Raw genomic sequence first — 21280 nt, 5'->3', positions numbered from 1 at the left:
CGCGCCTTAACGGTTACGAGCGTCCGGTCGCACGAGGTCAAAACGCTGGGCCTCGCTAATGGAATAGTAGGCCGTCGGCCCGCCCGCACGCAGAATCGGGTTCGCTTTGGCGGTTTGATAGATCCCCTCCTCCAGCAGCGTCTCACGAATATGAATCCCGACCACTTCCCCCAGAACCAGCCAGGTCTCTATAGGCGTACCGTCTGCGCCTGTTAACTGGATGCACTGTGACAATCGACATTCGAAATTAACCGGGCTTTCCGCCACTCTCGGCGCTTTCACCAGCTGGCTGGCGACCGGCGTCAGGCCGGAAAATAAAAACTCATCTTTATCATGCGCGAGCGAGGCGGAGGATTCATTCATCGCGTTCGCCAGCTCAACCGTCGCCAGATTCCAGACGAACTCCCCGGTTTCCACGATGTTGCGGACGCTGTCTTTCCAGCCGTTGCTGGAAAAACCAATGATCGGCGGGTGGTAGTTAAAGCAATTAAAGAAGCTGTAAGGCGCCAGATTGCGTCGCCCGTCGTTATCTTCGCTTGAAATCCAGCCGATAGGTCGGGGTCCAACAATGGCATTTAGGGGATCGTGTGGCAGACCGTGTCCCAGTGAAGGCTGATAAAAATACATAGCGCTCTCTCAGTGAGGATGTCAGAACCCCATTATGCCGTGCGATGCGCCAGGAAACACGGTCAACTGCGATTCTGATCCGGCCGCGCTTTTCGCCAGAACAGCATCTGCACGATGAATGTGACATTCATCACTTCAAAGTTGCCTGCGCAGCCAGTATCATCAGCAGAGATAAAACCCTCGCTGCCAGACGGCGAGGGTTTTCTTTTGGATTGGTTTCTGCGAGACACGCAGCATCAACGACATGGAGTAATAAATGTCCAGACCTACCATTATTATTAATGAACTCGACGCAGAACGTATCGACCGCCTGCTGGAAAAACCGGCATACGCGTCGCTGCCGATCGCCGATGCGCTGAATGCGGAACTGGACCGGGCACAAATGTGTACGCCCGAAACGATGCCGCATGATGTGGTCACGATGAACAGCCAGGTGAAATTCCGCGATCTCACCAGCGGTGAAGAGCGCACGCGCACGCTAGTTTATCCGGCGCAAATGACCGACAGCAGCACGCAGCTTTCTGTGCTGGCGCCCGTTGGTGCCGCGTTGCTTGGCCTGCGCACCGGCGACACCATTCACTGGGAATTACCCGGAGGTACCTCCGCGCATCTGGAAGTTCTGGAACTCCTCTACCAGCCAGAGGCCGCGGGCGATTACCTTCGTTGATCCCTTCTGAATAAGCGCCTGAACGCTTTGCCCAGAGGATGCACCTGCATCCTCTTTCCGCCAACTCACCCATCTTTCCTATAGCGAAGAAAATCCCCTTCATCCAGGCTTAATCCGTTTCGGTACCGTGGGGACGGTCATGAATGAGATACTGGGCATATCGCTGGTATTTATCATTTTTTTGGCGATTATCGTCACGGCAGTGCTATATCTCGAACGCCACTGGTAGTGAACCGCCCTCGCAAAATCATGTAAAAAACCTTAAATAAACGCAATACCTTGAAAAGTGCCAGACAGATATCAGAAACGCATAATATTTTATGTTTGAATGATTTCAGCGTTTATAAACAAGGAGAAACGGGTATGTATCAGACAATCATTATGCCGGTTGATGTTTTTGAAATGGAATTGAGCGATAAGGCCGTTCGCCACGCCGAGTTTCTTGCGCAGCAGGATGGCGTGATTCATCTTTTACACGTCCTTCCAGGGTCGGCCAGCCTGAGTCTGCATCGTTTCGCTGCCGATGTCCGCCGCTTCGAAGAACATCTGCAGCACGAAGCCGAAACGCGGTTACAAACGATGGTGGAGCATTTCAGCATCGATCCGTCACGCATTAAAACCCACGTACGCTTTGGCAGCGTGCGCGATGCCGTCAACGAAATGGCCAGTGAGCTGAAAGCCGATGTGGTGGTTATCGGTTCGCGTAATCCCTCCATCTCCACTCACCTGCTCGGCTCAAATGCCTCCAGCGTGATTCGCCACACCCATATCCCGGTGATGGTCGTGCGCTAACGCGCAAAAGAAAAACCCCGCTTTGCGGGGTTTTTGCTGTGCAGGTGTAGCCTTACTTTCTTTTATTATGCTGTTTTGGTGCGAATCAGATAATCAAACGAGCTTAATGACGCTTTCGCCCCTTCGCCGGTGGCAATGATAATCTGTTTGTACGGCACCGTCGTGCAATCGCCCGCCGCAAATACCCCTTTCACGCTGGTTTCGCATTTGGCATCGATCATGATTTCGCCCATCCGGTTGCGCTCAATCGCGCCTTCCAGCCAGGTGGTATTGGGCAGCAAACCAATCTGCACAAAAATCCCCGACAGCGCCACGTTGTGGACGTCGCCGCTGACGCGGTCGCGATATTCGAGGCCCGTCACTTTGCTGCCGTCGCCTTTCACTTCCGTGGTCTGCGCATTCAGCACGATATCGACGTTCTTCAGGCTGCGCACTTTATCCTGCAGCACCTGATCGGCTTTCATTTCCGGGGCAAATTCCAGCAGCGTCACATGTTCAACAATACCCGCCAGATCAATCGCCGCTTCCACACCCGAGTTACCCCCGCCGATGACCGCAACGCGTTTACCTTTAAACAGCGGGCCGTCGCAGTGTGGGCAGTATGTCACGCCTTTGGTGCGATACTGATCTTCGCCTGGGACGTTCATGTTGCGCCATTTCGCCCCGGTGGCAATAATCACGCTGCGCGCTTTCAGCACCGCGCCGGAGGCCGTTTCGATCTGGTGTAAGCCACCTTCCTGCGCAGCCGGAACCAGTTTGCTGGCACTCTGACTGTCAATGACATCGACTTCATAATCGCTGACGTGCGCTTTCAGCGCTCCCGCCAGCTTCTGACCTTCGGTCTTTGGCACAGAGATGTAGTTTTCAATATCGACAGTATCCAGCACCTGGCCGCCAAAGCGTTCGCCCATCAGGCCGGTACGAATGCCTTTACGGGCAGAATAAACCGCAGCTGCCGCACCCGCCGGGCCAGAACCGACAATCAGCACGTCATAGACGTCACGTTTATTCAGCTCTTCCGCCGCGCGTTTTTCAGCGCCGGTGTCCACTTTGGCAACGATTTCGGTCAGCGTCATACGCCCCTGACCGAACGCTTTACCGTTCATGAACACTGCCGGTACACCCATCACGTTACGATCGGTGATCTCATTCTGGAAAACGCCGCCGTCGATGGCGGTATGCTTAATGCGCGGATTCAGCACCGACATCAGGTTCAGCGCCTGCACCACGTCCGGGCAGTTATGGCATGAGAGCGAGTAATAGGTTTCAAACTCGAAATCACCGTCGATGTCGCGGATCTGCTCAAGCAGCGTCTGGGCTTCTTTCGACGGATGACCGCCGGTCCACAGCAGCGCCAGCACCAGTGAAGTAAATTCATGGCCCAGCGGAGAACCGGCAAAACGCGGCCCCTGTAGCGAACCGGGATTGGTGATCAGGAATGACGGTTTACGCACTGCCAGGCTGTTATCTTCTTTGAACGTCACTTTCGCGGACAGTTCGGCGATTTCCGCCAGCAGTTCCTTGATTTCTGCCGATTTAGCGCTGTCATCCAGCGTGGCAATCAACTCAACAGGTTTGGTCAGTTTCTCAAGGTAAGCCTTGAGCTGGGTTTTCATGTTAGTGTCGAGCATTTTTCTTCCCTCTCTTAAAACGTCATCATGCAAGCTGCCTCATGCGGGCGGCCTGAATGCAACTTGCATCATGGTGCTGGAATGAAATGGGCGCAGGCGCGCCCATTGGTGTAGGCCCGGGCAGGTAGAGTTCCGCCAGGCTTTACAGACTTAGATTTTGCCAACCAGGTCCAGAGAGGGAGCCAGAGTCGCTTCACCTTCTTTCCATTTAGCCGGGCACACTTCACCTGGGTGAGAAGCCACGTACTGCGCTGCTTTGATTTTACGCAGCAGATCGGATGCATCACGGCCGATACCTTCAGCGGTAACTTCGATCGCCTGGATGATACCCTGCGGGTCAACCACGAAGGTTGCACGGTCTGCCAGACCTTCGTCTTCACGCATGTTGTCGAAGTTACGGGTCAGGGCGCCAGTCGGGTCGCCAATCATCGCATATTTGATTTTCGCGATGGTGTCAGAGCTGCCATGCCACGCTTTGTGGGTGAAATGGGTATCGGTTGAGACAGAGTAAACGTCTACACCCAGTTTCTGCAGTTCATCGTAATGATCTGCCACGTCGCCCAGTTCGGTCGGGCAAACGAAAGTGAAATCGGCCGGATAGAAGAAGAACACGCTCCAGCGGCCTTCGGTATCTTTCTCGGTCACTTCGATGAATTCACCGTTTTTGAACGCCTGGTTTTTGAAAGGTTTAATTTTAGTGTTAATCAAAGACATCTGTACTTCCTCCGTGTTTTCGTTGAGAGGTAAGGTAACGAACTTTCTCTGATGCGGCTAATGCGTTTGCTGTATCAAATCAATCAGCCATACCTTACAACCCGAACAAAAGAATTTTACGTGCGGTTTGGAGTGTCCAAACGTAAAAAGGCCGCCTCAACGGGCGGCCCTGATACCTGAACTCCCCGCAGGTACATTCAGTGCCAGCCGAAGCTGGCGTTGCGTTGCGCTCTACATCACCTGAGTAAGGTTGTAACAGCGAGGGAATTACACCACTGGTGACATGATTGAGCAATCCGTGACAGGGACATTCTTGCCTATGGCTGTGATAGGCTTTTTCTTACTAAGAAAGTGAGAAATAAAAAATACCGTTTGATAAATAAAACATCCCATTCATTTTATTTATTATTAATTTATCCCATCACCTTAAAAAAGGCCAATAACGCCCGAAATTCCTAAAATGCATTACATCTATGAATGGAAATAAATCAATGTTAAAACATTATAATCGTGAAACATATTTTATTATTATTTTTCCCCGGTTTCTTTTTACATATTGGTCATTTGCTTTACTATCAGAGATGAATTTACGCGCCAAACGTATATAGCCGCCTAAAGCCAAAATGAGGTTGACCATGTCTATATATAAATACCCACTTGACCTTAACGTTCTGCAAGCTGCAACAGAAAGAATCGAATGGTCGCTCGATAACTTACCCCAGATTTGTGTCTCTTTTTCCGGAGGAAAAGACTCCACCATCATGCTGCATTTGACGGCGCAATTAGCCCGGAAGCGCAACAAGAAAATTTGCGTGCTATTTATCGACTGGGAGGCACAATTCTCCTGCACTATCGCCCATATCGAAAACATGCGAACACAGTATCGCGATGTCATTGACCGCTTTTTCTGGGTCGCCCTGCCCCTCACCACCCAAAATTCACTATCCCAGTTCCAGCCCGAATGGCAATGCTGGCAACCCGATACCCAGTGGGTTCGCCAGCCTCCTGACGATGCCATTACCGACCCTGCCTATTTTGATTTTTACAAACAGGGGATGACTTTCGAAGAATTTGTCAGAGAATTTTCCACCTGGTTTGCCCAAAAACGCCCCGCAGCCGTGATGATTGGCATTCGTGCTGACGAGTCGTATAACCGTTTTCTGACCATCGCCAATGCGCACAAAAAGCGCTTCGCAGATGATAAACCCTGGACCACCGTCGCTCCCGGAGGGCACGCCTGGTATATCTACCCGCTCTATGACTGGAAAACGGCCGATATCTGGACATGGTTCGCCAAAACCCGCAGCAGCTGTAACGCGCTGTATGAAATGATGTATCAGGCCGGTGTCCCGCTACGGTATATGCGGATCTGCGAACCCTTTGGCCCGGAACAGCGCCAGGGTTTATGGCTTTATCATGTGCTGGAGCCAGAGCGCTGGGCAGTCATGTGCGAGCGCGTCAGCGGTGTCCGGTGCGGCGGTATTTATGCAGGATATAACAACCATTTTTACGGCCATCGTAAAATACTCAAGCCCGACCATCTCACCTGGTCCGAATACGCGATGCTGTTACTCGATAGCATGCCACGAACCACCTCAGAGCATTATCGCAATAAAATTGCCGTCTATTTACACTGGTATCAAAAAAGAGGCGTCAACGATCTTCCCGAATCTCAGGAAGGTGATACGGGGACAAAAGATATTCCGTCCTGGCGACGCGTTTGTAAGGTGCTTCTGAGCAATGATTATTGGTGTCGGGCATTATCTTTCAGTCCAACAAAACCTAAACATTATCAACGTTACAGTGACCGGATTAAATCCAAACGCAAGGAATGGGGGATCTTATGCAGCAACGATTAATTAATGAAATGCAAAAATATCTTCAGTCACTTTCGGAAACGAATAAAATTGAGGCTATCAATTCTTTTCGCGAAGCTATTCACGAAATCAGTCCTTTTCGCGAACAGCCGGTGGATTGTGTGCTGTGGATTAAACAAGCCGATATTACCGCCAACGATTACAACCCCAATACGGTTGCGCCGCCCGAAAAGCAACTGCTGTTTAAATCGCTGGAGATGGATGGTTTTACGCAGCCAATCGTCGTGACCGAAGACCGACCGCGCCATTATGAGATCGTCGATGGCTATCACCGGCACGACATTGGCACTCACCGCGCGATCATAAAACGCCAGTTAAAAGGGTATTTACCGGTCACCTGTCTGCGCAAAGAGAGGCAGGAGAAGTTTGACCGTATGGCTTCGACCATCCGCCATAACCGCGCACGCGGACGACATCAGATTAACGCCATGTCTGACATTGTGCGGGAACTGGCCTTGCTCGGCTGGGACGACATAAAGATTGGCGCGGAGCTGGGAATGGATTGCGATGAAGTGCTGCGCCTGAAGCAGATTAACGGCCTACAAGAACTGTTTGCAGACCGTCGCTATTCAGAAGCCTGGACCGTGAAGTAATTACAGTTTATTCAGGCGCTCTGCCGCCGCTAACAGCGTCGATTCCTGCTTCGCAAAACAGAGACGAATCAGTTTATGCGGAAACGGATCGGCGCAAAATACCGATAACGGAATGGCGGCAACGCCGGCTTCTTTCGTCAGCCACTGGCAGAAACTGACATCGTCCAGATCGGAAATAGCGCTGTAATCCGCCAGCAGGAAGTAGGTTCCTTCACACGGCAGGATCTCCAGACGACTATCGCCTAACGCATTCACAAACAGATCCCGCCGCGCGCGATAAAACGCCGGCAGCTCGCGATAATGGGCCGGTTCAGCCCTTAGCATATCGGCCAGCGCCAGCTGCGCGGGCGTGTTGACCGAAAAGGTCAGATACTGGTGCACCTTACGCAGTTCAGCACCGATCGCCGCAGGCGCCACGCAGTAACCCACCTTCCAGCCGGTCATATGATAGGTTTTGCCAAAGGATGACACCGCAACCGCGCGTTCACGCAGCTGCGGATGCGCCAACACGCTGGCGTGCCCTTCGCTGGCAAAGCAGATGTGTTCGTACACTTCATCACTCAGGACGTAGATTTCCCGTTCAGCGATGGCCTGCCACAGCGCGGAAAAATCCTCTTTTTGCCACACCGTCGCCGACGGGTTGTGCGGCGTATTGAGGATCACCAGCCGGGTTTTCTCGCTGAGCAAGGCGGCAAATGCCTGCCAGTCCGGGCGGAAGGACGGCGGCTGGAGCGCGACGCGCTTGACCACGCCACCGGACAATGCAATCGCAGGCGCGTAACTGTCGTAGCTCGGATCAAAGCAGATAACCTCATCGCCGGTGCGTACCAGCGCGGTAATCGCCGCATACAGCGCTTCCGTTGCCCCCGCCGTCACCGTCACTTCGCTGTTGGCGTCAGGCTTGTAGCCATACAACTGCGCCGTCTTCTCGGCAATCGCGTCACGCAACGGCTGCGCTCCGGTCATGGGCGCGTACTGGTTCGCCCCCTGCGCAACGTGATACGCCAGACGCTCCTGTAAATAGCCAGGACCGTCAAAATCCGGAAATCCCTGTGACAGATTGATCGCGTTGTGCTGCTGCGCCAGCGCACTCATTTGCGTAAAGATTGTGGTGCCAAGGTTGGGGAGTTTGCTTTGCGGAATCAACGGGTTATTGCTCATTGTCTCATGCCTGCTTGTAATACTTATGTTGCTGACACTATAACACGATGTTAGTCTTTGGCAATCAAGACGCTTAGACGTCTATACACTATCAATATTCCTGGCCGACAGAGGGTAAAAGGAAGATGAACGACAACCTGCAACTCACACAACTCGTTGACGCGTGCCGCTGGATTGGCGCGAAAGGCTGGGCGCCGGCGACCGGCGGCAATATGTCCGTGCGTCAGGACGCCGCCCTGTGCTGGCTCAGTGAATCCGGTAAAGATAAGGGCAGCCTGACGCCGGATGATTTCCTGCAGGTGGAGATCGCCACCAATCGCGCGCCGTCTGGCCGTAAGCCGTCGGCAGAAACAGGGCTGCATACGCTTATCTATCGCCTGTTCCCGGAGGCCAACGCCGTTTTGCACGTCCATACGGTTAACGCCACCGTATTGTCGCGTCTGGTGAAAGAGCCGGAGCTGCGGATTAACGGTTTTGAAATGCAGAAATCACTGGCCGGACAGACCACGCATCTGGACACCGTTGCTGTCCCGGTCTTCGATAACGATCAGGATATTGACGCCCTCGCCTCCCGAATCGCCCATTACGCGCAAGAACGCCCGCTTAATTATGGTTTTCTTCTGCGCGGTCATGGCTTAACCTGCTGGGGACGCGATGTGGCCGAGGCCCGTCGCCACCTTGAAGGTCTCGATTTTTTATTTGAATGCGAAATGCGTTTACGACAACTGGAGAAAATATGATTCGCGCGATTGTGACGGATATTGAAGGAACCACCAGCGATATTCGTTTTGTCCACAATGTGTTGTTCCCCTATGCGCGCGAGCGACTGGCGGCGTTTGTCACCGCCCAGCAGTACGCCGAGCCGGTGAAATCCATTCTGGATAATCTGCGTGATGAAATCGCCAACCCGCACGCCAGCATCAGCGAACTGATCGACACGCTGTTCCGGTTTATGGATGAAGATCGTAAATCCACCGCGCTAAAAGCCTTGCAGGGCATTATCTGGCAGGATGGCTACGTCAACGGTGATTTCACCGGCCACCTCTACCCGGATGTGCTGCCCGCGCTGGAAAAGTGGAAAGCACAAGGCATTGATCTGTATGTTTATTCCTCGGGCTCTGTGGCCGCGCAGAAACTGTTATTTGGCTACAGCGACGAAGGTGATATTACTCATCTGTTCAGCGGTTATTTTGATACCCATGTGGGCGCAAAACGGGAAGTGCATTCTTATACCACTATCGCCGCGCAGACAGGCGTGGCCCCGTCGCAAATCCTGTTCCTCTCTGATATCCATCAGGAACTGGACGCCGCTGAACAGGCAGGCTTTCGTACCCTGCAACTGATTCGCGGTGATGAGGATGGCGCAAGCCACCACCATCAGGTACACCACTTCGACGAGATAAATCCGGAGCAGATCCCTTCATGAGCGCATTGACCCTTTATTCCACCACCGACGCCGGCCAGCCGCAGTGGCACAGCACCGATGCGGCCGAGATCGCCCAACAACTCAATGCAAAAGGCGTCCGTTTCGAACGCTGGGAAGCCGACCGCGACTTAGGCCGCGATCCCTCGCCGGAGACGGTAATTGAGGCTTACCAGCATGCAATTGATAAGCTGGTCGCAGAAAAAGGCTATCAGAGCTGGGATGTCATCAGCCTGCGGGCGGACAACCCGCAAAAAGAGGCCCTGCGCGCAAAGTTTCTCAACGAACACACTCACGGCGAAGATGAAGTCCGTTTCTTTGTCGAAGGTGCAGGGCTGTTTTGCCTGCATATTGATGACCAGGTTTACCAGGTGCTGTGCGAGAAAAACGATCTGATTTCCGTTCCGGCCGGAACACCGCACTGGTTTGACATGGGTTCTGAGCCAAATTTCACGGCTATCCGAATCTTCGATAACCCGGAGGGATGGATTGCGCAGTTTACGGGCAGCGAAATTGCGGATGGCTATCCGCGGCTGGCTTAAGAACATTGCCGGGTGGCGCGAACGTTGACCCGGCCTGCAGACGGGCATCAATACACAGGCCGGGTAAGGCATCGCCCCACCCGGTCTTTTTTACAGCGGCACGGTTTCCCCGTCAGTGCGTAACCAGCGCGGTGCTTTCAGCGTCTCGCTGTAAAACCCCACCAAATCCTGCAATAAATCGCCGGTCACTCTTTCCGCATCGGCTGACAGCGCCCCTTGCATCAGAAGGTGTGTGAGTACCTGGCAATAGCGCCCGAGCTGATCGGATTCCGGTTCAAACACGGGAACATTCAGCGGCAAATCCTCGACCGTTAAACTTTCGCGCAGATATTCCGGCACGGGTTCGAGCAGCGTCGGCTGCAACAGATCCAGACAGACCGACAGCCGTCCGCACAGCGCCATCTTTTGCGCCGGATCGTCGCACTCCACCAGCGCCTCAACAAACCGCTCGCAGTTATCTGCCAGCTCGGTGAAATCCGTGGTACTGGTGAAAGGGACAGTGAATAAAGAATGAATCAGGTTTGGGGTAGTAGCCATATTGGCAGCCTCCAGTATGTCGCATTTTACCGCCACCGGAGAGGCTAATCTCACGGGTGGCGGAACCGAGCGGAGTTAGCCTTACCGGCCATACTGGACACCGGCGCGTCTTGCGACGCCCCCGCCCGGCCCACCATTGAGGTGTAACCGTTCGCACGACATAGTAAACCAATGTCGCCAGTATGAAATACAGAAGGCTAATTCCGACGCCTGATTTTGCAGGCGCAGCAAAAAGATACTGCTATCACCATGAATTCACAAGGGTCTTTTCCTGAAGACGCCTCGCAAACCCGGATGTAAAGCGATGCAAATTGAAAACGCAGCACACATCTGAAAGGGATGCGCCGAAAGGGCGTGACCTGCAGGGATGCAGGATCGCGCCCGGCCCGAGAGCCTGAAGGAAAAAGCTGAGGGCACCACGAAGCGGCGATTTGGATCGCCGGGCGCCGGGATTGTTAAGGGGGTCTGTCGGTTACAGAGAAATGAGGAACAGAAGGTGAACGGAACCGCCGCTACAGCCGCATATTCCCCTCACCCTAACCCTCTCCCCAAAGGCGCGAGGGAAATACACCACTCCCGGATCCAGCACCCACCCGCTAATCAGCGCCCAACATTTTAGCCTATTTGCGAGTAAACAAAGCCCCCTCACCCTAACCCTCTCCCGAAAGGGGCGAGGGAAATACACCACTCCCGTATCCAGCCCCCACCCGCTAATCAGCGCCCAACATTTTAGCCTGTTTGAGAGTGAACAAAGCCGCTCACCCTCTTCCCGAAGGGGCGAGGGGAGTACACCACCGCCGTATCCAGCACCTATCCGCTAATCAGCGCCCAACATTTTAGCCTATTTGCGAGTGAACAAAGCCGCCAGGCCACACCACGCCCGTATCCAGCACCCAGCCGCTAATCAGCGCCGCTGGCGTCACGTCAAACGCCGGGTTGTATACGTTCGCGTCTTCCGGCGCCCACTGCACGGCACCAAAACTGCCGGCCACACCGGTCACTTCGCTGGCAGCGCGTTGCTCAATCGGGATCGCATCACCGTTCGGGCAGTTCGGATCCAGCGTGGTCTGCGGAGCCGCGACGTAGAACGGAATACCGTGGAATTTCGCCAACACCGCCAGTGAGTAAGTGCCGATTTTATTCGCCACGTCACCGTTGGCAGCGATACGGTCTGCCCCGACCCACACCGCATCCACCTGCCCTTTCGCCATCAGGCTGGCGGCCATCGAATCGGTGATCAGCTGATAAGGCACACCCAGCTCGCCCAGCTCCCAGGCTGTCAGCCTGCCGCCCTGCAACAGCGGACGCGTTTCATCGACCCACACATTCGCGACGTTACCCTGCTGATGAGCGACCGCAATCACCCCCAGCGCCGTCCCGACCCCTGCCGTGGCCAACCCGCCGGTATTGCAGTGGGTTAACAGGCGGCTTCCGGGTTTCACCAGTGCGCTTCCGGCGCGGGCGATAGCGTCACAGAGCTGCTTATCCTCATTAATCAGGCGCAGCGCTTCTGTCGTCAAGGCAGGAACAAAATCCTCCTGCCACAGCGCCTGCTTCATACGATCAAGATTGTTCATCAGATTAACGGCCGTCGGGCGTGACGCGCGCAGAGTGTCGAGCGCCACAGCCAGCTCGTCGCGGCTGTGGCCGTTTTCCGCCAGCAGCGCCAGCAGCAGACTCGCAGAGAGCCCAATCAGCGGCGCGCCGCGCACGCGCAGAGCGTGAATGTGCCCGACCAGCGCCTCTACCGTTGAGGCATCCAGCCAGCGTTTCTCCTGCGGAAGCGCCTGTTGGTCGAGAATAAATAGCTGATTATCCGTCACCCGCAGGCTGGTCGTCTGTAATGTCTGCATGTCGTTAATTCTCTGTTGCGTTGTTGTATCACATTGTGTCAGGATAAAATTCAGATGTATAGACGTCTAAATGTCTTTATTACCAGAACTGATGAGGAACAGGCAATGTCGCAATACCGTACCTTTACCGCCCGGGATGCCGTGGAGTATGCAAAGCAGTTTGGCGGCCTCGATAACCCATCATCGCTGGTGGACGCGCAGGAAGTGGGCGACGGCAACCTCAATCTGGTGTTTAAAATTTTCGACGCGCAGGGCGTCAGCCGCATTATCGTCAAACAAGCCCTGCCTTACGTACGCTGCGTGGGCGAATCCTGGCCGCTGACGCTGGACCGCGCGCGTCTGGAAGCGCAAACCCTGACAGAACACTACCAGCACAGCCCGCAGCACACGGTCAAAATTCACCACTACGACCCGGCACTGGCGGTGATGGTAATGGAAGATCTCTCCAGCCATAAAATCTGGCGCGGCGAGCTGATTAGCGGCGTCTACTATCCGCAGGCTGCACAACAGCTGGGAGAATATCTGGCCCACACCCTGTTCCACACCAGCGATTTTTATCTTCATCCCCACAGCAAAAAAGCGCAGGTGGCGAAATACATCAACCCGGAAATGTGTGAGATCACCGAGGATCTGTTCTTCAACGATCCCTATCTTATTCACGAGCGCAATAACTATCCGCAAGAGCTGGAAGCGGATGTCGCCGCGCTGCGCAATGACGATCAGTTGAAAATCGCCGTCGCCTCGCTGAAGCACCGCTTTTTCTCCCAGGCAGAAGCCTTGCTGCACGGGGATATTCACAGCGGCTCGATTTTTGTCGCTGACGGCAGCCTGAAAGCCATAGATGCCGAGTTTGGCTATTACGGTCCCATCGGTTTTGATATCGGCACGGCGATCGGCAACCTGCTGTTGAACTTCTGCGGTCTGCCGGGACACTTAGGTATTCGCGATGCTGCGGCTGCCCGCGAACAACGTCTGACGGATATTCAGGAACTCTGGAATACCTTTGCGGAACGTTTTCAGGCGCTGGCAGCAGAGAAAACCCGCGATGCCGCCCTGAGCGTGCCGGGCTATGCCTCGCAATTTCTGAAAAAGGTCTGGACCGATGCCATCGGTTTTTGCGGCACGGAGCTGATCCGCCGTAGCGTGGGGCTGTCGCACGTGGCAGATATCGACACCATTCAGGACGACGCCATGCGTCACGAATGCCTGCGCCACGCCATTACGCTGGGTAAAGCCCTGATTGTGATTGCCGACAGAATTGACAGCGCGGAAGAGCTGGTCGCGCGGGTGCGTCAGTATAGTTAGACGGGGCGCGCGTCGCGTAGAGATAGGGGTTCGGTACTGGACGAGATGCTAACACTTGCACACGGCACGCCGTCCACCACGTCGCGAAAGCGATTCAGCATGCTGTTCCCGGCGCCAAACCGTGATGAAACGCCATCACAGCAAAGGCCGGGATCAGTGTATTTAAAATCTTTAACGTCACTTAATGACCATTCGGGTCACACCAGGCACTCATTAACTGCAGCAAAATGTAGTTAAGCCCGAACACAATGAGCAGAGAGGATAAGATTGTCACCAGAACAATAGTCATCAGAAACTCCATGTAATCAGTTTTCGTCCTTCAAAATCTTAGATCGTATTTTTCATTTGTCACTGAACTACAGTTAATTTCCTCATCCAGATGACCCGCAACATTCTGTCGGGTGCAGACGAGCGCGCCCATGCCCTGGGAATGTACCGGAGAGCACAAGATCTCAGAGAGTCAGTATGGGTGGAATTTGCGACTGAGAGGCGGAGAACCTGAGCGCCGCAGAGAGATTTTGTTCAGGGTTAGCGGGGTGACAGGGGCGGACTTCTGGTCCAATTAATTCACTCAGGGCAATACCTTCGAGAAACAGACCGCTTCTGCCCTGCCTATGTATGGGCCGTAATTCTCAATACGGATATAACCATTTTTCTCGTAGAAATTTACGGCTCGATAGTTGATGCATCTGGTTTCCAGCCTAATTTCGTTATATCCCATCTCTTTAGCCGCAGTTTCAAGAAAAGTGAGTAAGGCAATACCCACGCCATGCACGCTTCGATCTGAAAACATTCTTTTAAGCTCGGCTACGTTTTGCGTTAATGACCGTATAGCGCCGCATCCTATCGCTTCACCATGACTATTCTTTGCCAATACCCATAAGGTTTTATCATCATTCATTGTTTCAACGGTGAAATTGCTTTTGCCGTTATCACCCGTAATAGCGGAAAGTTCTCCTGACAGCATTTCAATTAAGCGATGAGATTCAGAAGAAAATGGGTCTGATTTCTCTACTGTTATCATGATCATATCCTGGAAAAAGAGTGTATGCAGCATACGGTATCCTTCCCGGGAAAGCATCATCCCGAACGTACAACGCCATGCCTCGGAGGCGTGTTACCATAAGTGAACCACAACCCCATGCTTCCTCTGTAGCGGTGTGGATGTAACAACGGGGAGCAGGTCATGGGGGAAAAAACCAGATTAGTTGAAATATCGCTAAGGATTAACTGACATGATGGAAAATAACAAAAAACGCTATATCTCGGTTGTAAAAAGTTCTTACGGGTTATCACTGGGTTCTTTATGGCAGCACATCAGCATTGATTGCGCCGATATTTCAGGAGACTATCAGTTCAGAAAGAGAATATTCTTTGAATTGCTGACTCATTTACTGGATGAGAAGAAAATTAAATTAGCTGCAAACGGTGTGTATTTGACAGGTCCCATTTCAGAACAATTAGACATTCTAAAAAATGCCTGGCCGCCATACCCCTCTGACGATCAAGATGACGATCTGGACGAATTTGGAATGTGGTTTTTGGTTAAGGCGCCAGCGGGCCTGGTATGGCTAACACCTGATGGCCAGGAGGTCTGGACGTAGTCGGGTTCCCAGGTCTTTAGTGGACTTATCTCAATCCAATCTCATTTTAACCATAATCACCCGTCGCTAATACCAGCGCCATATACGCTCTTCGCTCAGAGTTGACATTCAGCGCTAAAAGCCTGTTCGCCTTGTGCCAGAAGTGAATGATATTGACGCTGCACCGTCGCAGCGCTACTAATAGTGTCAAAATTTTCTTTATATTTTATTGCCAGGGGAGTAAGGGATGATCGCGTTTCGTTCAATGACTGAAGAAGAGTATCCCGCTTTTCTCGAATATTTTATTTCTGATTATGCAAATGAGATCCAGTCTAACTACCGCCTTTCTCCGGCTGAATCTCTTGTACGAGCCACTAATGAGATATCAGAAACGCTGGCCGCGGGAGTTAACACTCCGGGACAAGTATTGTTATGTCTTGTTGAACGGTCAGACCCCACTGACAGGCATATTGGCTATCTCTGGTACAAGCCAGATACCACCATGAGTAGCGTTTTTATCTACGATTTTCATATCTTCAATTTCTGCCAGGGCATGGGGCTTGGTAAACAAACTCTTCGTGCGTTTGAAGAACATCTACGGGAGAAAGGTTTTAAAGAAATAAGATTACGCGTTGCTGGCGATAATGCCCGAGCCCGTCATATCTACGAGAGCAGTGGATTCGGTGTGACCGGTGTCAACATGAGTAAGGTTATTACGGACTGATGGTAAGAAAATCATCATGCCAGCTCCGCTGCTCGCTGACCGCGTCCTGCCGCACAGTCTCTTTGTCGATACTCAACGTTCCACCTTTGAACTGTGCGCTGGCTGGTCGCTGGATTTTAGGGTTACGCACCGGCAAATTTTCGTTGGACCTTTAGCCGCCAGAACAGACGCTCCCGGCGGTCAGCGTGAAAGCGAATGGACGGGGAAACAGGAACCCGGAAGTCATTCCGGGTTCCTGCTGCATACCGAACAACTCACCCCAAATATTCAATCACCGACAGGCCGCCGTTGTAATCCGTGCTGTAGATAATCCCTTCGGCATCGACGAACACATCGCATGACTGGATCACCTGCGGGCGATTTGGCCGGGTGTCCATCATTTTCGCCGGCGCAGCAGGCACCAGCGCACCGGTTTCCACCGGGCGGTACGGATTGGAAATGTCGTAGGCGCGCACGCCCGCATTCTGATACGTCGCGAAGATCAGCGTCGAACTGACAAAACTCCCCGGCCGGTTTTCATGCAGGTTATGCGGGCCAAAATGCGCCCCTTTAGCCACATAGTCACTCTCATCCGGCTGGGGGAACGTGGCGATGCTGACCGGGTTTGACGGCTCGCGAATATCAAACAGCCAGATCAGCTTTTCACCATCTTCCTGATTGTCGAGCACGGCTTCGTCGAGCACCACCAGCAGATCCCGGTCCGGCAACGGCAGCGCCGTGTGCGTTCCGCCGCCAAACGGCGGGCTCCAGTTACGATGGCTGATAAGCTTAGGCCGGGTCCGGTCCTTCACGTCCAACAGCGTTAAACCGCCGTCGCGCCAGCTGCCGTAGGCGGTATCGCCCGCCACAATCGCGTGGTGTAACGCGTAGCGTTTCCCCTCCTCCCATCCAGGCTGTTCGCCCGCCGCCTGATGCATACCCGGCAGCCACCAGCGCCCGGCCACTTCCGGTTTGCGCGGATCGGCCAGATCGATAGTCAGGAAAATGTAGTCGGTGAAGCCATCGATCAGCGCCGAGACATAGGCCCAGCGGCCGCCCACGTACCAGATGCGGTGAATGCCAATCCCGTCGAGCGACAGGAAGCTGATTTCACGCGGTTTGTCCGGGGTAGAGATATCGAATATCCGCAGCCCCGCGCTCCAGCCTTTGTCCTGCACATCGCTGACGGTGTGCCCCACCTGGCGCGTGTAATAGATCTTTTCATCGGCAAAACGGGCGTCGGCAAACAGATCGCGGGCGTTGATAACCAGCAACAGGTCGTCATGGGCCTGGAGATGCACATTCCACGTTCCCGGCGTCGCGGGCACATAGCCTGCCGCTTTGGGATTTTTCGGGTCACGGACGTCAACAATGGAAAACCCCTGCGACACCATATGCCCGATATACGCAAAGCCGCGATGCACCATCAACTGCACGCCGTCCGGGCGTCCGCCCTGGTCGCTGTGCCCAATCAGCCGCATATTGCGGCTGTATTCCGGTGTAGGTAAATGAGAGGACATATCCGTTCCTTTTGCCGGATGGCGGCTACGCCTTCTCCGGCCTACAGAACGTAGGCCCGGTTAGCGCAGCGCCACCGGGCAATATTATTTGCTCTTCGCTTCCAGGGTCGCAAACCACGGCGCGATGAAATCTTCAGTCTGGCCCCAGCCTGGAATGATTTTCCCTAACGAGGCGACGTTAACCGCCCCCGGCTGCGCCGCCAGCAGCGCCTGTGGGATCGCCGCCGCTTTAAAATCATAGGTTGCCGGCGTGGTTTCCCCGGCAATTTTGTTGGCAATCAGGCGCACGTTGGTGGCCCCAATCAGCTTCGGATCGACCGCCACGCTCACTTTCCACGGGCTGCCAGATTCACGCATTAACTGCAGGTCCTGGTTCGAAATATCAATGCTGTAGAGTTTGATCTCGGTACGGCCATTCTCTTTCAGGGCTTTATAAGCGCCCTGGCTGAAGGCATCCCAGGTTCCCCAGATCGCGTCGATTTTGCCTTTCGGGTATTTCGCCAGCACCGCGCCCACTTTGTTGGCCGTATCGCCCTGCACGTCCGATGAAACCGCGCCGATCGACTCCAGCTCTTTGATGCCCGGATACTCTTTTTGCAGCGCCTGATACGCCGCCTGACGGCGTTCCATCGGCGGGAAGCCCGCAACCCACAGCTTAATAATGTTGGCCTTACCGTTGAAATCTTTTGCCAGCTGGCCGAAGGAGAGATGCGTCAGAGAGGCATCGTCCTGCTGGGTAACGGTCACGCCCGGAATCTCACCGTTGACGGCAGTATCAAACACCGACACTTTGATCCCGGCGTCGACGGCTTTTTTCACCAGCGCGGTGGAGTACGGATCGCGGCCCTGAGAGAGGATAATTCCGTCATATTTCTGGCTGATGGCCTGGTTGACGAAATCCTGGAATTTGGCGTCGTCGCCGTTGCTTAAAAAGGTGCTGACCTTAAAGCCGAGCTTTTTGCCTTCCTGAATCGCGCCGGAGACAAACTGGGTGGTGTTATCGTCGGATCCGAGGTTACGGATCACCGCAATGCGAATCGGACCGTCGTGACTGGCGATCGCGGCCGGAACGGGCGCAGCCGTTGCCGCATAGCCCGGCAATGAACTCAATAATCCCAGCGCCACGAAAGAGAGTGCTATTTTTTTCATTCTGTTATCCCGTTGTGTTGTTAACGTTTTTGTATGTAGGTCATCGCCAGTGCCACTGCGAGCACCAGCCCTTTTATAATGTCCATGGCGTAATACGGCACCGAGAGCATCACCAGGCCGTTAGAGAGCACGCCTAAAATCACCGCGCCGACCAGCGTACCCAGCGCGTTCGGTTTGCCGGAACCCGCCAGTGAAAAACCAATCCACGCCGCCGCGACCGCATCCATCAGATAGCCGCCGCCCGCATTGACCTGTGATGAACCGATACGTGAGGCGAGCAAAATTCCGCCCAGCCCCGCCAGCAAAGAGGCCATCACATACGCCGCCACTTTGTAACGCGTGGTGCGAATGCCGGACAACCGCGCCGCTTCCGGGTTGCCACCGATCGCGTACATCCGTCGCCCGTGGGTGGTCAGCGACAGGCCCAGCTGCGCCAGCACCGTCACCACCAGCATGATGATCACAATGGTCGGCACCTGGCCGAGCAGGCCAAACGCCGCCGGAATCGCGCCCTCTGCCATGTCGCCGCTCGGCAGCACCATGTTCTCGGTAATCGATCCGCCGTAGCTGTAGGTCATCGCCACGCCCTGGATAACAAACAGGCTCGCCAGCGTCGCCAGCATGTCAGGAATGCGCAGAATGACGATCATAAAGGCGTTAAACAGCCCCACCAGCGTACAGAGCGCGAGGGTAATCAGAATCGACTCCGTCGTGCCAAAGCCGTGCCAGACAAACAAGGAGATCACCAGCGCATTGGCCAGCGATGCAGTCGATCCCACGGAGAGATCGAATCCCCCGACGGTCAACGAGATCGACACCCCAATCGCAATCACCGTCACAATGGCGATGGAACGCAGAATATTGATGATGTTATAGGGGTCGAGGAAGTTGTCCGATGCGATGCCAAAAATCGCCACCAGCGCGACAACGGTCAGCAACATGCCCCATTTGTAGAGAAAATCGAAAAACTGCTGACGGCCCGACGCCGTTGCATTCACTGAAAGGGCCTTGCTCACGACGCCGTTCCTCCGGTTGAATAATAAAGTAATGTCTCTTCGCGGGCCTCAGCCCCGGCGATTTCCGCCACGATGCGTCCGTCCCACAGCACGCAGATGCGATCGCACAATCCCACCAGCTCGGCGAACTCACCGGAGGCGTAGATCACCCCTTTGCCTTCGCGCGCCAGGCCGTCGATCAGCTGGAATAGATCCGTTTTGGCTTTGACATCCACGCCCTTGGTGGGCTCGTCAAAAATCAGCACTTTTGCCTCGCCGCGCAGCCATTTGCCAATCGCTACCTTTTGCTGATTGCCGCCGGAAAGACGACGCAACACCTGGCCCGGGCCTCGGGTACGCACGCCCACGCGGGCGATCACCTCTTCCGCCCAGCGCCACGCCTGACGATGCCCAAACAGGCTCCAGCGCGAGAAGCTGTTATCCGCGCTCACCGCCAGATTCATGCTCACCGGCTCGTCGATAAAAATGCCCTCTTTGCGCCGCTCTTCCGGCACCAGCGCCAGCCCGCGCAGCACAGAATCGGCCGGGTCGCGCGGCTGCCACGGCTGATGGTTCAGCTCCCCGCGCTCCACCCGGCTTTTCGTGGCGCCAAACAGCGCCTTGCACAGCTCGGTTTTCCCCGCCCCCGCCAGCCCGGCAATCCCGAGGATTTCGCCTTTGCGCAGATGCAGGGAGATATCTTTCAGCAACGCTTCGTCGTGCAGCCCTTCCACGCGCAGCAAGGTTTCATCGCTGTGCGGCGGTCGCGCCGGCGGATAAATATCGCTCAGTTCGTGGCCCAGCATCTTCTCGACAATCGCTTCGCCGGAAAGCGAAGCCATCGGCCCGGACTCAATCAGCTTGCCATCGCGCAGCACCGTTAAGGTGTCGCAAATCGCTTTCAGCTCGTGAATGCGATGAGAGATAAACACCACGCCGATCCCCTGCTGTTGCAGGCGTTTGACCACGGCAAACAGGCGCTCGCTTTCGTGCGCATCCAGCGGCGCGGTCGGCTCATCCAGAATCAGGAACCGGCAGTGATGGGACAGCGCGCGCGCCAGTAAAATTTGCTGCTTTTCCGCCAGCGTGCAGCTGTCGATAGTGCGGCGCACATTCATGGACACATCCAGCTGCGCCAGCGCCTGCTTTGCCTGCTCGCGGATCGCCCTCCAGCGGTAGCGATGCCCCGGCTGCGCCAGATTATCGAGCATGATGTTTTCCGCGATGCTTAAGCCGGGAATCAGCGCCACATCCACCTCCTGCTGCACCAGGTGAATCCCCAGCTGTTTGGCATCACGGGGTTCCCGAACCGAAACGGGCTGATTATTGATACTGATTTCACCTTCGTAGCGGTCGTGCGTACCGCACAGCACCGCCATCAGCGTCGATTTCCCTGCGCCGTTGGCCCCCGTCAGCGCATGGACAGAACCGCCCGTCAGGGTGAAATCCACGCGCGACAGCGCCTGAAAGCCGGAAAAGGCCAGGCTGATACCGCGCATCTCAAGGCGACTGGAACCCATCCGCTGTCATTCCTTCTTATTTAATATTTTGATTTATGGAATTTTTCACAGCTCGGGTTGACTGGCAATGATAGAAAAGGCATAAGAT

At 54.5% G+C, this 21280-nt stretch carries 23 protein-coding genes; 11 read left to right on the top strand and 12 right to left on the bottom strand.

The genetic code is table 11. The features are described 5' to 3' along the window. Positions 1 to 6: 6 nt before the first annotated feature. Positions 7 to 627 carry a flavin reductase family protein gene (locus SOM82_RS05845; protein WP_320459886.1) on the bottom strand — a complete coding sequence of 207 codons (621 nt, stop codon included), beginning with the start codon at positions 625 to 627 and terminating at the stop codon, positions 7 to 9. 256 nt (positions 628 to 883) lie between these two features. On the opposite strand from SOM82_RS05845, the gene rnk reads away from it, so the two are divergent. From rnk to uspG, 3 genes are all read left to right on the top strand, one after another. Next, positions 884 to 1294 (top strand): nucleoside diphosphate kinase regulator, encoded by a 411-nt coding sequence (rnk, locus tag SOM82_RS05840; protein WP_154126647.1) that lies wholly within the window; start codon positions 884 to 886, stop codon positions 1292 to 1294. Between the two features lie 139 nt (positions 1295 to 1433). Next, positions 1434 to 1523: a small membrane protein YldA gene (yldA, locus tag SOM82_RS05835; protein WP_414672109.1), complete on the top strand. Its 90-nt coding sequence runs from the start codon at positions 1434 to 1436 to the stop codon at positions 1521 to 1523. 134 nt (positions 1524 to 1657) lie between these two features. Then, positions 1658 to 2086 (top strand): universal stress protein UspG, encoded by a 429-nt coding sequence (gene uspG, locus SOM82_RS05830; protein WP_154126646.1) that lies wholly within the window; start codon positions 1658 to 1660, stop codon positions 2084 to 2086. 65 nt (positions 2087 to 2151) lie between these two features. Here the strand turns inward: uspG and ahpF are convergent, their stop codons facing one another. Together ahpF and ahpC are read right to left on the bottom strand one after the other, a co-directional pair. After that, positions 2152 to 3717 (bottom strand): alkyl hydroperoxide reductase subunit F, encoded by a 1566-nt coding sequence (gene ahpF / locus SOM82_RS05825; RefSeq protein ID WP_154126645.1) that lies wholly within the window; start codon positions 3715 to 3717, stop codon positions 2152 to 2154. Positions 3718 to 3867: 150 nt separating this feature from the next. After that, positions 3868 to 4431 (bottom strand): alkyl hydroperoxide reductase subunit C, encoded by a 564-nt coding sequence (ahpC, locus tag SOM82_RS05820; RefSeq protein ID WP_154126644.1) that lies wholly within the window; start codon positions 4429 to 4431, stop codon positions 3868 to 3870. Between the two features lie 635 nt (positions 4432 to 5066). Between ahpC and SOM82_RS05815 the strand changes: the two genes are divergently transcribed. After that, the gene (locus tag SOM82_RS05815; protein ID WP_320459885.1) at positions 5067 to 6290 is read left to right on the top strand and encodes a phosphoadenosine phosphosulfate reductase; all 1224 of its coding nucleotides are present in this window, start codon (positions 5067 to 5069) and stop codon (positions 6288 to 6290) included. After that, positions 6275 to 6901 carry an IbrB-like domain-containing protein gene (locus SOM82_RS05810; protein ID WP_320459884.1) on the top strand — a complete coding sequence of 209 codons (627 nt, stop codon included), beginning with the start codon at positions 6275 to 6277 and terminating at the stop codon, positions 6899 to 6901. Before SOM82_RS05815 ends, SOM82_RS05810 begins: the two co-directional genes overlap by 16 nt. On the opposite strand, the gene SOM82_RS05805 is transcribed toward SOM82_RS05810, so the two are convergent. Then, the gene (locus tag SOM82_RS05805; protein ID WP_320459883.1) at positions 6902 to 8062 is read right to left on the bottom strand and encodes a pyridoxal phosphate-dependent aminotransferase; all 1161 of its coding nucleotides are present in this window, start codon (positions 8060 to 8062) and stop codon (positions 6902 to 6904) included. Between the two features lie 125 nt (positions 8063 to 8187). Here SOM82_RS05805 and SOM82_RS05800 point away from each other — a divergent pair, with 125 nt between their 5' ends. The 3 genes from SOM82_RS05800 to SOM82_RS05790 are packed head-to-tail and all read left to right on the top strand — an operon-like array spanning position 8188 to position 10027. Further along, positions 8188 to 8802 (top strand): methylthioribulose 1-phosphate dehydratase, encoded by a 615-nt coding sequence (locus tag SOM82_RS05800; RefSeq protein WP_320459882.1) that lies wholly within the window; start codon positions 8188 to 8190, stop codon positions 8800 to 8802. Next, positions 8799 to 9488, top strand: a complete 690-nt coding sequence (gene mtnC / locus SOM82_RS05795; protein ID WP_320459881.1) for an acireductone synthase — start codon at positions 8799 to 8801, stop codon at positions 9486 to 9488. Before SOM82_RS05800 ends, mtnC begins: the two co-directional genes overlap by 4 nt. Then, on the top strand, positions 9485 to 10027 hold the full coding sequence (locus tag SOM82_RS05790; protein WP_320459880.1) for a 1,2-dihydroxy-3-keto-5-methylthiopentene dioxygenase: 543 nt from the start codon (positions 9485 to 9487) through the stop codon (positions 10025 to 10027). Before mtnC ends, SOM82_RS05790 begins: the two co-directional genes overlap by 4 nt. Before the next feature lie 90 nt (positions 10028 to 10117). On the opposite strand, the gene SOM82_RS05785 is transcribed toward SOM82_RS05790, so the two are convergent. Then, the gene (locus SOM82_RS05785; RefSeq protein ID WP_320459879.1) at positions 10118 to 10564 is read right to left on the bottom strand and encodes a hypothetical protein; all 447 of its coding nucleotides are present in this window, start codon (positions 10562 to 10564) and stop codon (positions 10118 to 10120) included. A gap of 836 nt (positions 10565 to 11400) precedes the next feature. Next, the gene (gene mtnA, locus SOM82_RS05780; RefSeq protein WP_320459878.1) at positions 11401 to 12417 is read right to left on the bottom strand and encodes an S-methyl-5-thioribose-1-phosphate isomerase; all 1017 of its coding nucleotides are present in this window, start codon (positions 12415 to 12417) and stop codon (positions 11401 to 11403) included. Between the two features lie 105 nt (positions 12418 to 12522). On the opposite strand from mtnA, the gene mtnK reads away from it, so the two are divergent. Further along, positions 12523 to 13722, top strand: coding sequence for an S-methyl-5-thioribose kinase (gene mtnK / locus SOM82_RS05775; protein WP_320459877.1), 1200 nt, complete (start codon positions 12523 to 12525; stop codon positions 13720 to 13722). A gap of 571 nt (positions 13723 to 14293) precedes the next feature. Here mtnK and SOM82_RS05770 read toward each other — a convergent pair. Continuing rightward, entirely contained in the window at positions 14294 to 14779 is a 486-nt protein-coding gene (locus SOM82_RS05770) for a GNAT family N-acetyltransferase (RefSeq protein ID WP_320459876.1), read from the bottom strand. 178 nt (positions 14780 to 14957) lie between these two features. Between SOM82_RS05770 and SOM82_RS05765 the strand changes: the two genes are divergently transcribed. Continuing rightward, entirely contained in the window at positions 14958 to 15326 is a 369-nt protein-coding gene (locus SOM82_RS05765) for a DUF596 domain-containing protein (RefSeq protein ID WP_320459875.1), read from the top strand. A 226-nt stretch (positions 15327 to 15552) separates the two neighbouring features. Then, positions 15553 to 16029 carry a GNAT family N-acetyltransferase gene (locus SOM82_RS05760; protein ID WP_320459874.1) on the top strand — a complete coding sequence of 159 codons (477 nt, stop codon included), beginning with the start codon at positions 15553 to 15555 and terminating at the stop codon, positions 16027 to 16029. Here the strand turns inward: SOM82_RS05760 and SOM82_RS05755 are convergent. The 5 genes from SOM82_RS05755 to SOM82_RS05735 all read right to left on the bottom strand — a co-directional run bounded on the left by SOM82_RS05755 (position 16019) and on the right by SOM82_RS05735 (position 21192). Continuing rightward, positions 16019 to 16159, bottom strand: a complete 141-nt coding sequence (locus SOM82_RS05755; RefSeq protein WP_320459873.1) for a hypothetical protein — start codon at positions 16157 to 16159, stop codon at positions 16019 to 16021. The two genes, SOM82_RS05760 and SOM82_RS05755, sit on opposite strands and share 11 nt — an antisense overlap. 124 nt (positions 16160 to 16283) lie before the next feature. Further along, positions 16284 to 17528: an LVIVD repeat-containing protein gene (locus SOM82_RS05750; protein WP_320459872.1), complete on the bottom strand. Its 1245-nt coding sequence runs from the start codon at positions 17526 to 17528 to the stop codon at positions 16284 to 16286. Positions 17529 to 17612: 84 nt separating this feature from the next. Further along, positions 17613 to 18677, bottom strand: a complete 1065-nt coding sequence (locus SOM82_RS05745; RefSeq protein ID WP_154126629.1) for a sugar ABC transporter substrate-binding protein — start codon at positions 18675 to 18677, stop codon at positions 17613 to 17615. A gap of 20 nt (positions 18678 to 18697) precedes the next feature. Beyond that, a complete protein-coding gene (locus SOM82_RS05740) occupies positions 18698 to 19693 on the bottom strand; it encodes an ABC transporter permease (RefSeq protein ID WP_320459871.1) in 996 nt (331 codons plus the stop codon). Then, positions 19690 to 21192, bottom strand: coding sequence for a sugar ABC transporter ATP-binding protein (locus SOM82_RS05735; protein WP_320459870.1), 1503 nt, complete (start codon positions 21190 to 21192; stop codon positions 19690 to 19692). Before SOM82_RS05735 ends, SOM82_RS05740 begins: the two co-directional genes overlap by 4 nt. Positions 21193 to 21280 lie beyond the last annotated feature (88 nt).

It is taken from the genome of Lelliottia sp. CFBP8978 (genome assembly GCF_034046055.2).
GTDB lineage: Bacteria > Pseudomonadota > Gammaproteobacteria > Enterobacterales > Enterobacteriaceae > Enterobacter.
This window is presented reverse-complemented; position numbering and strand designations above follow the sequence as displayed.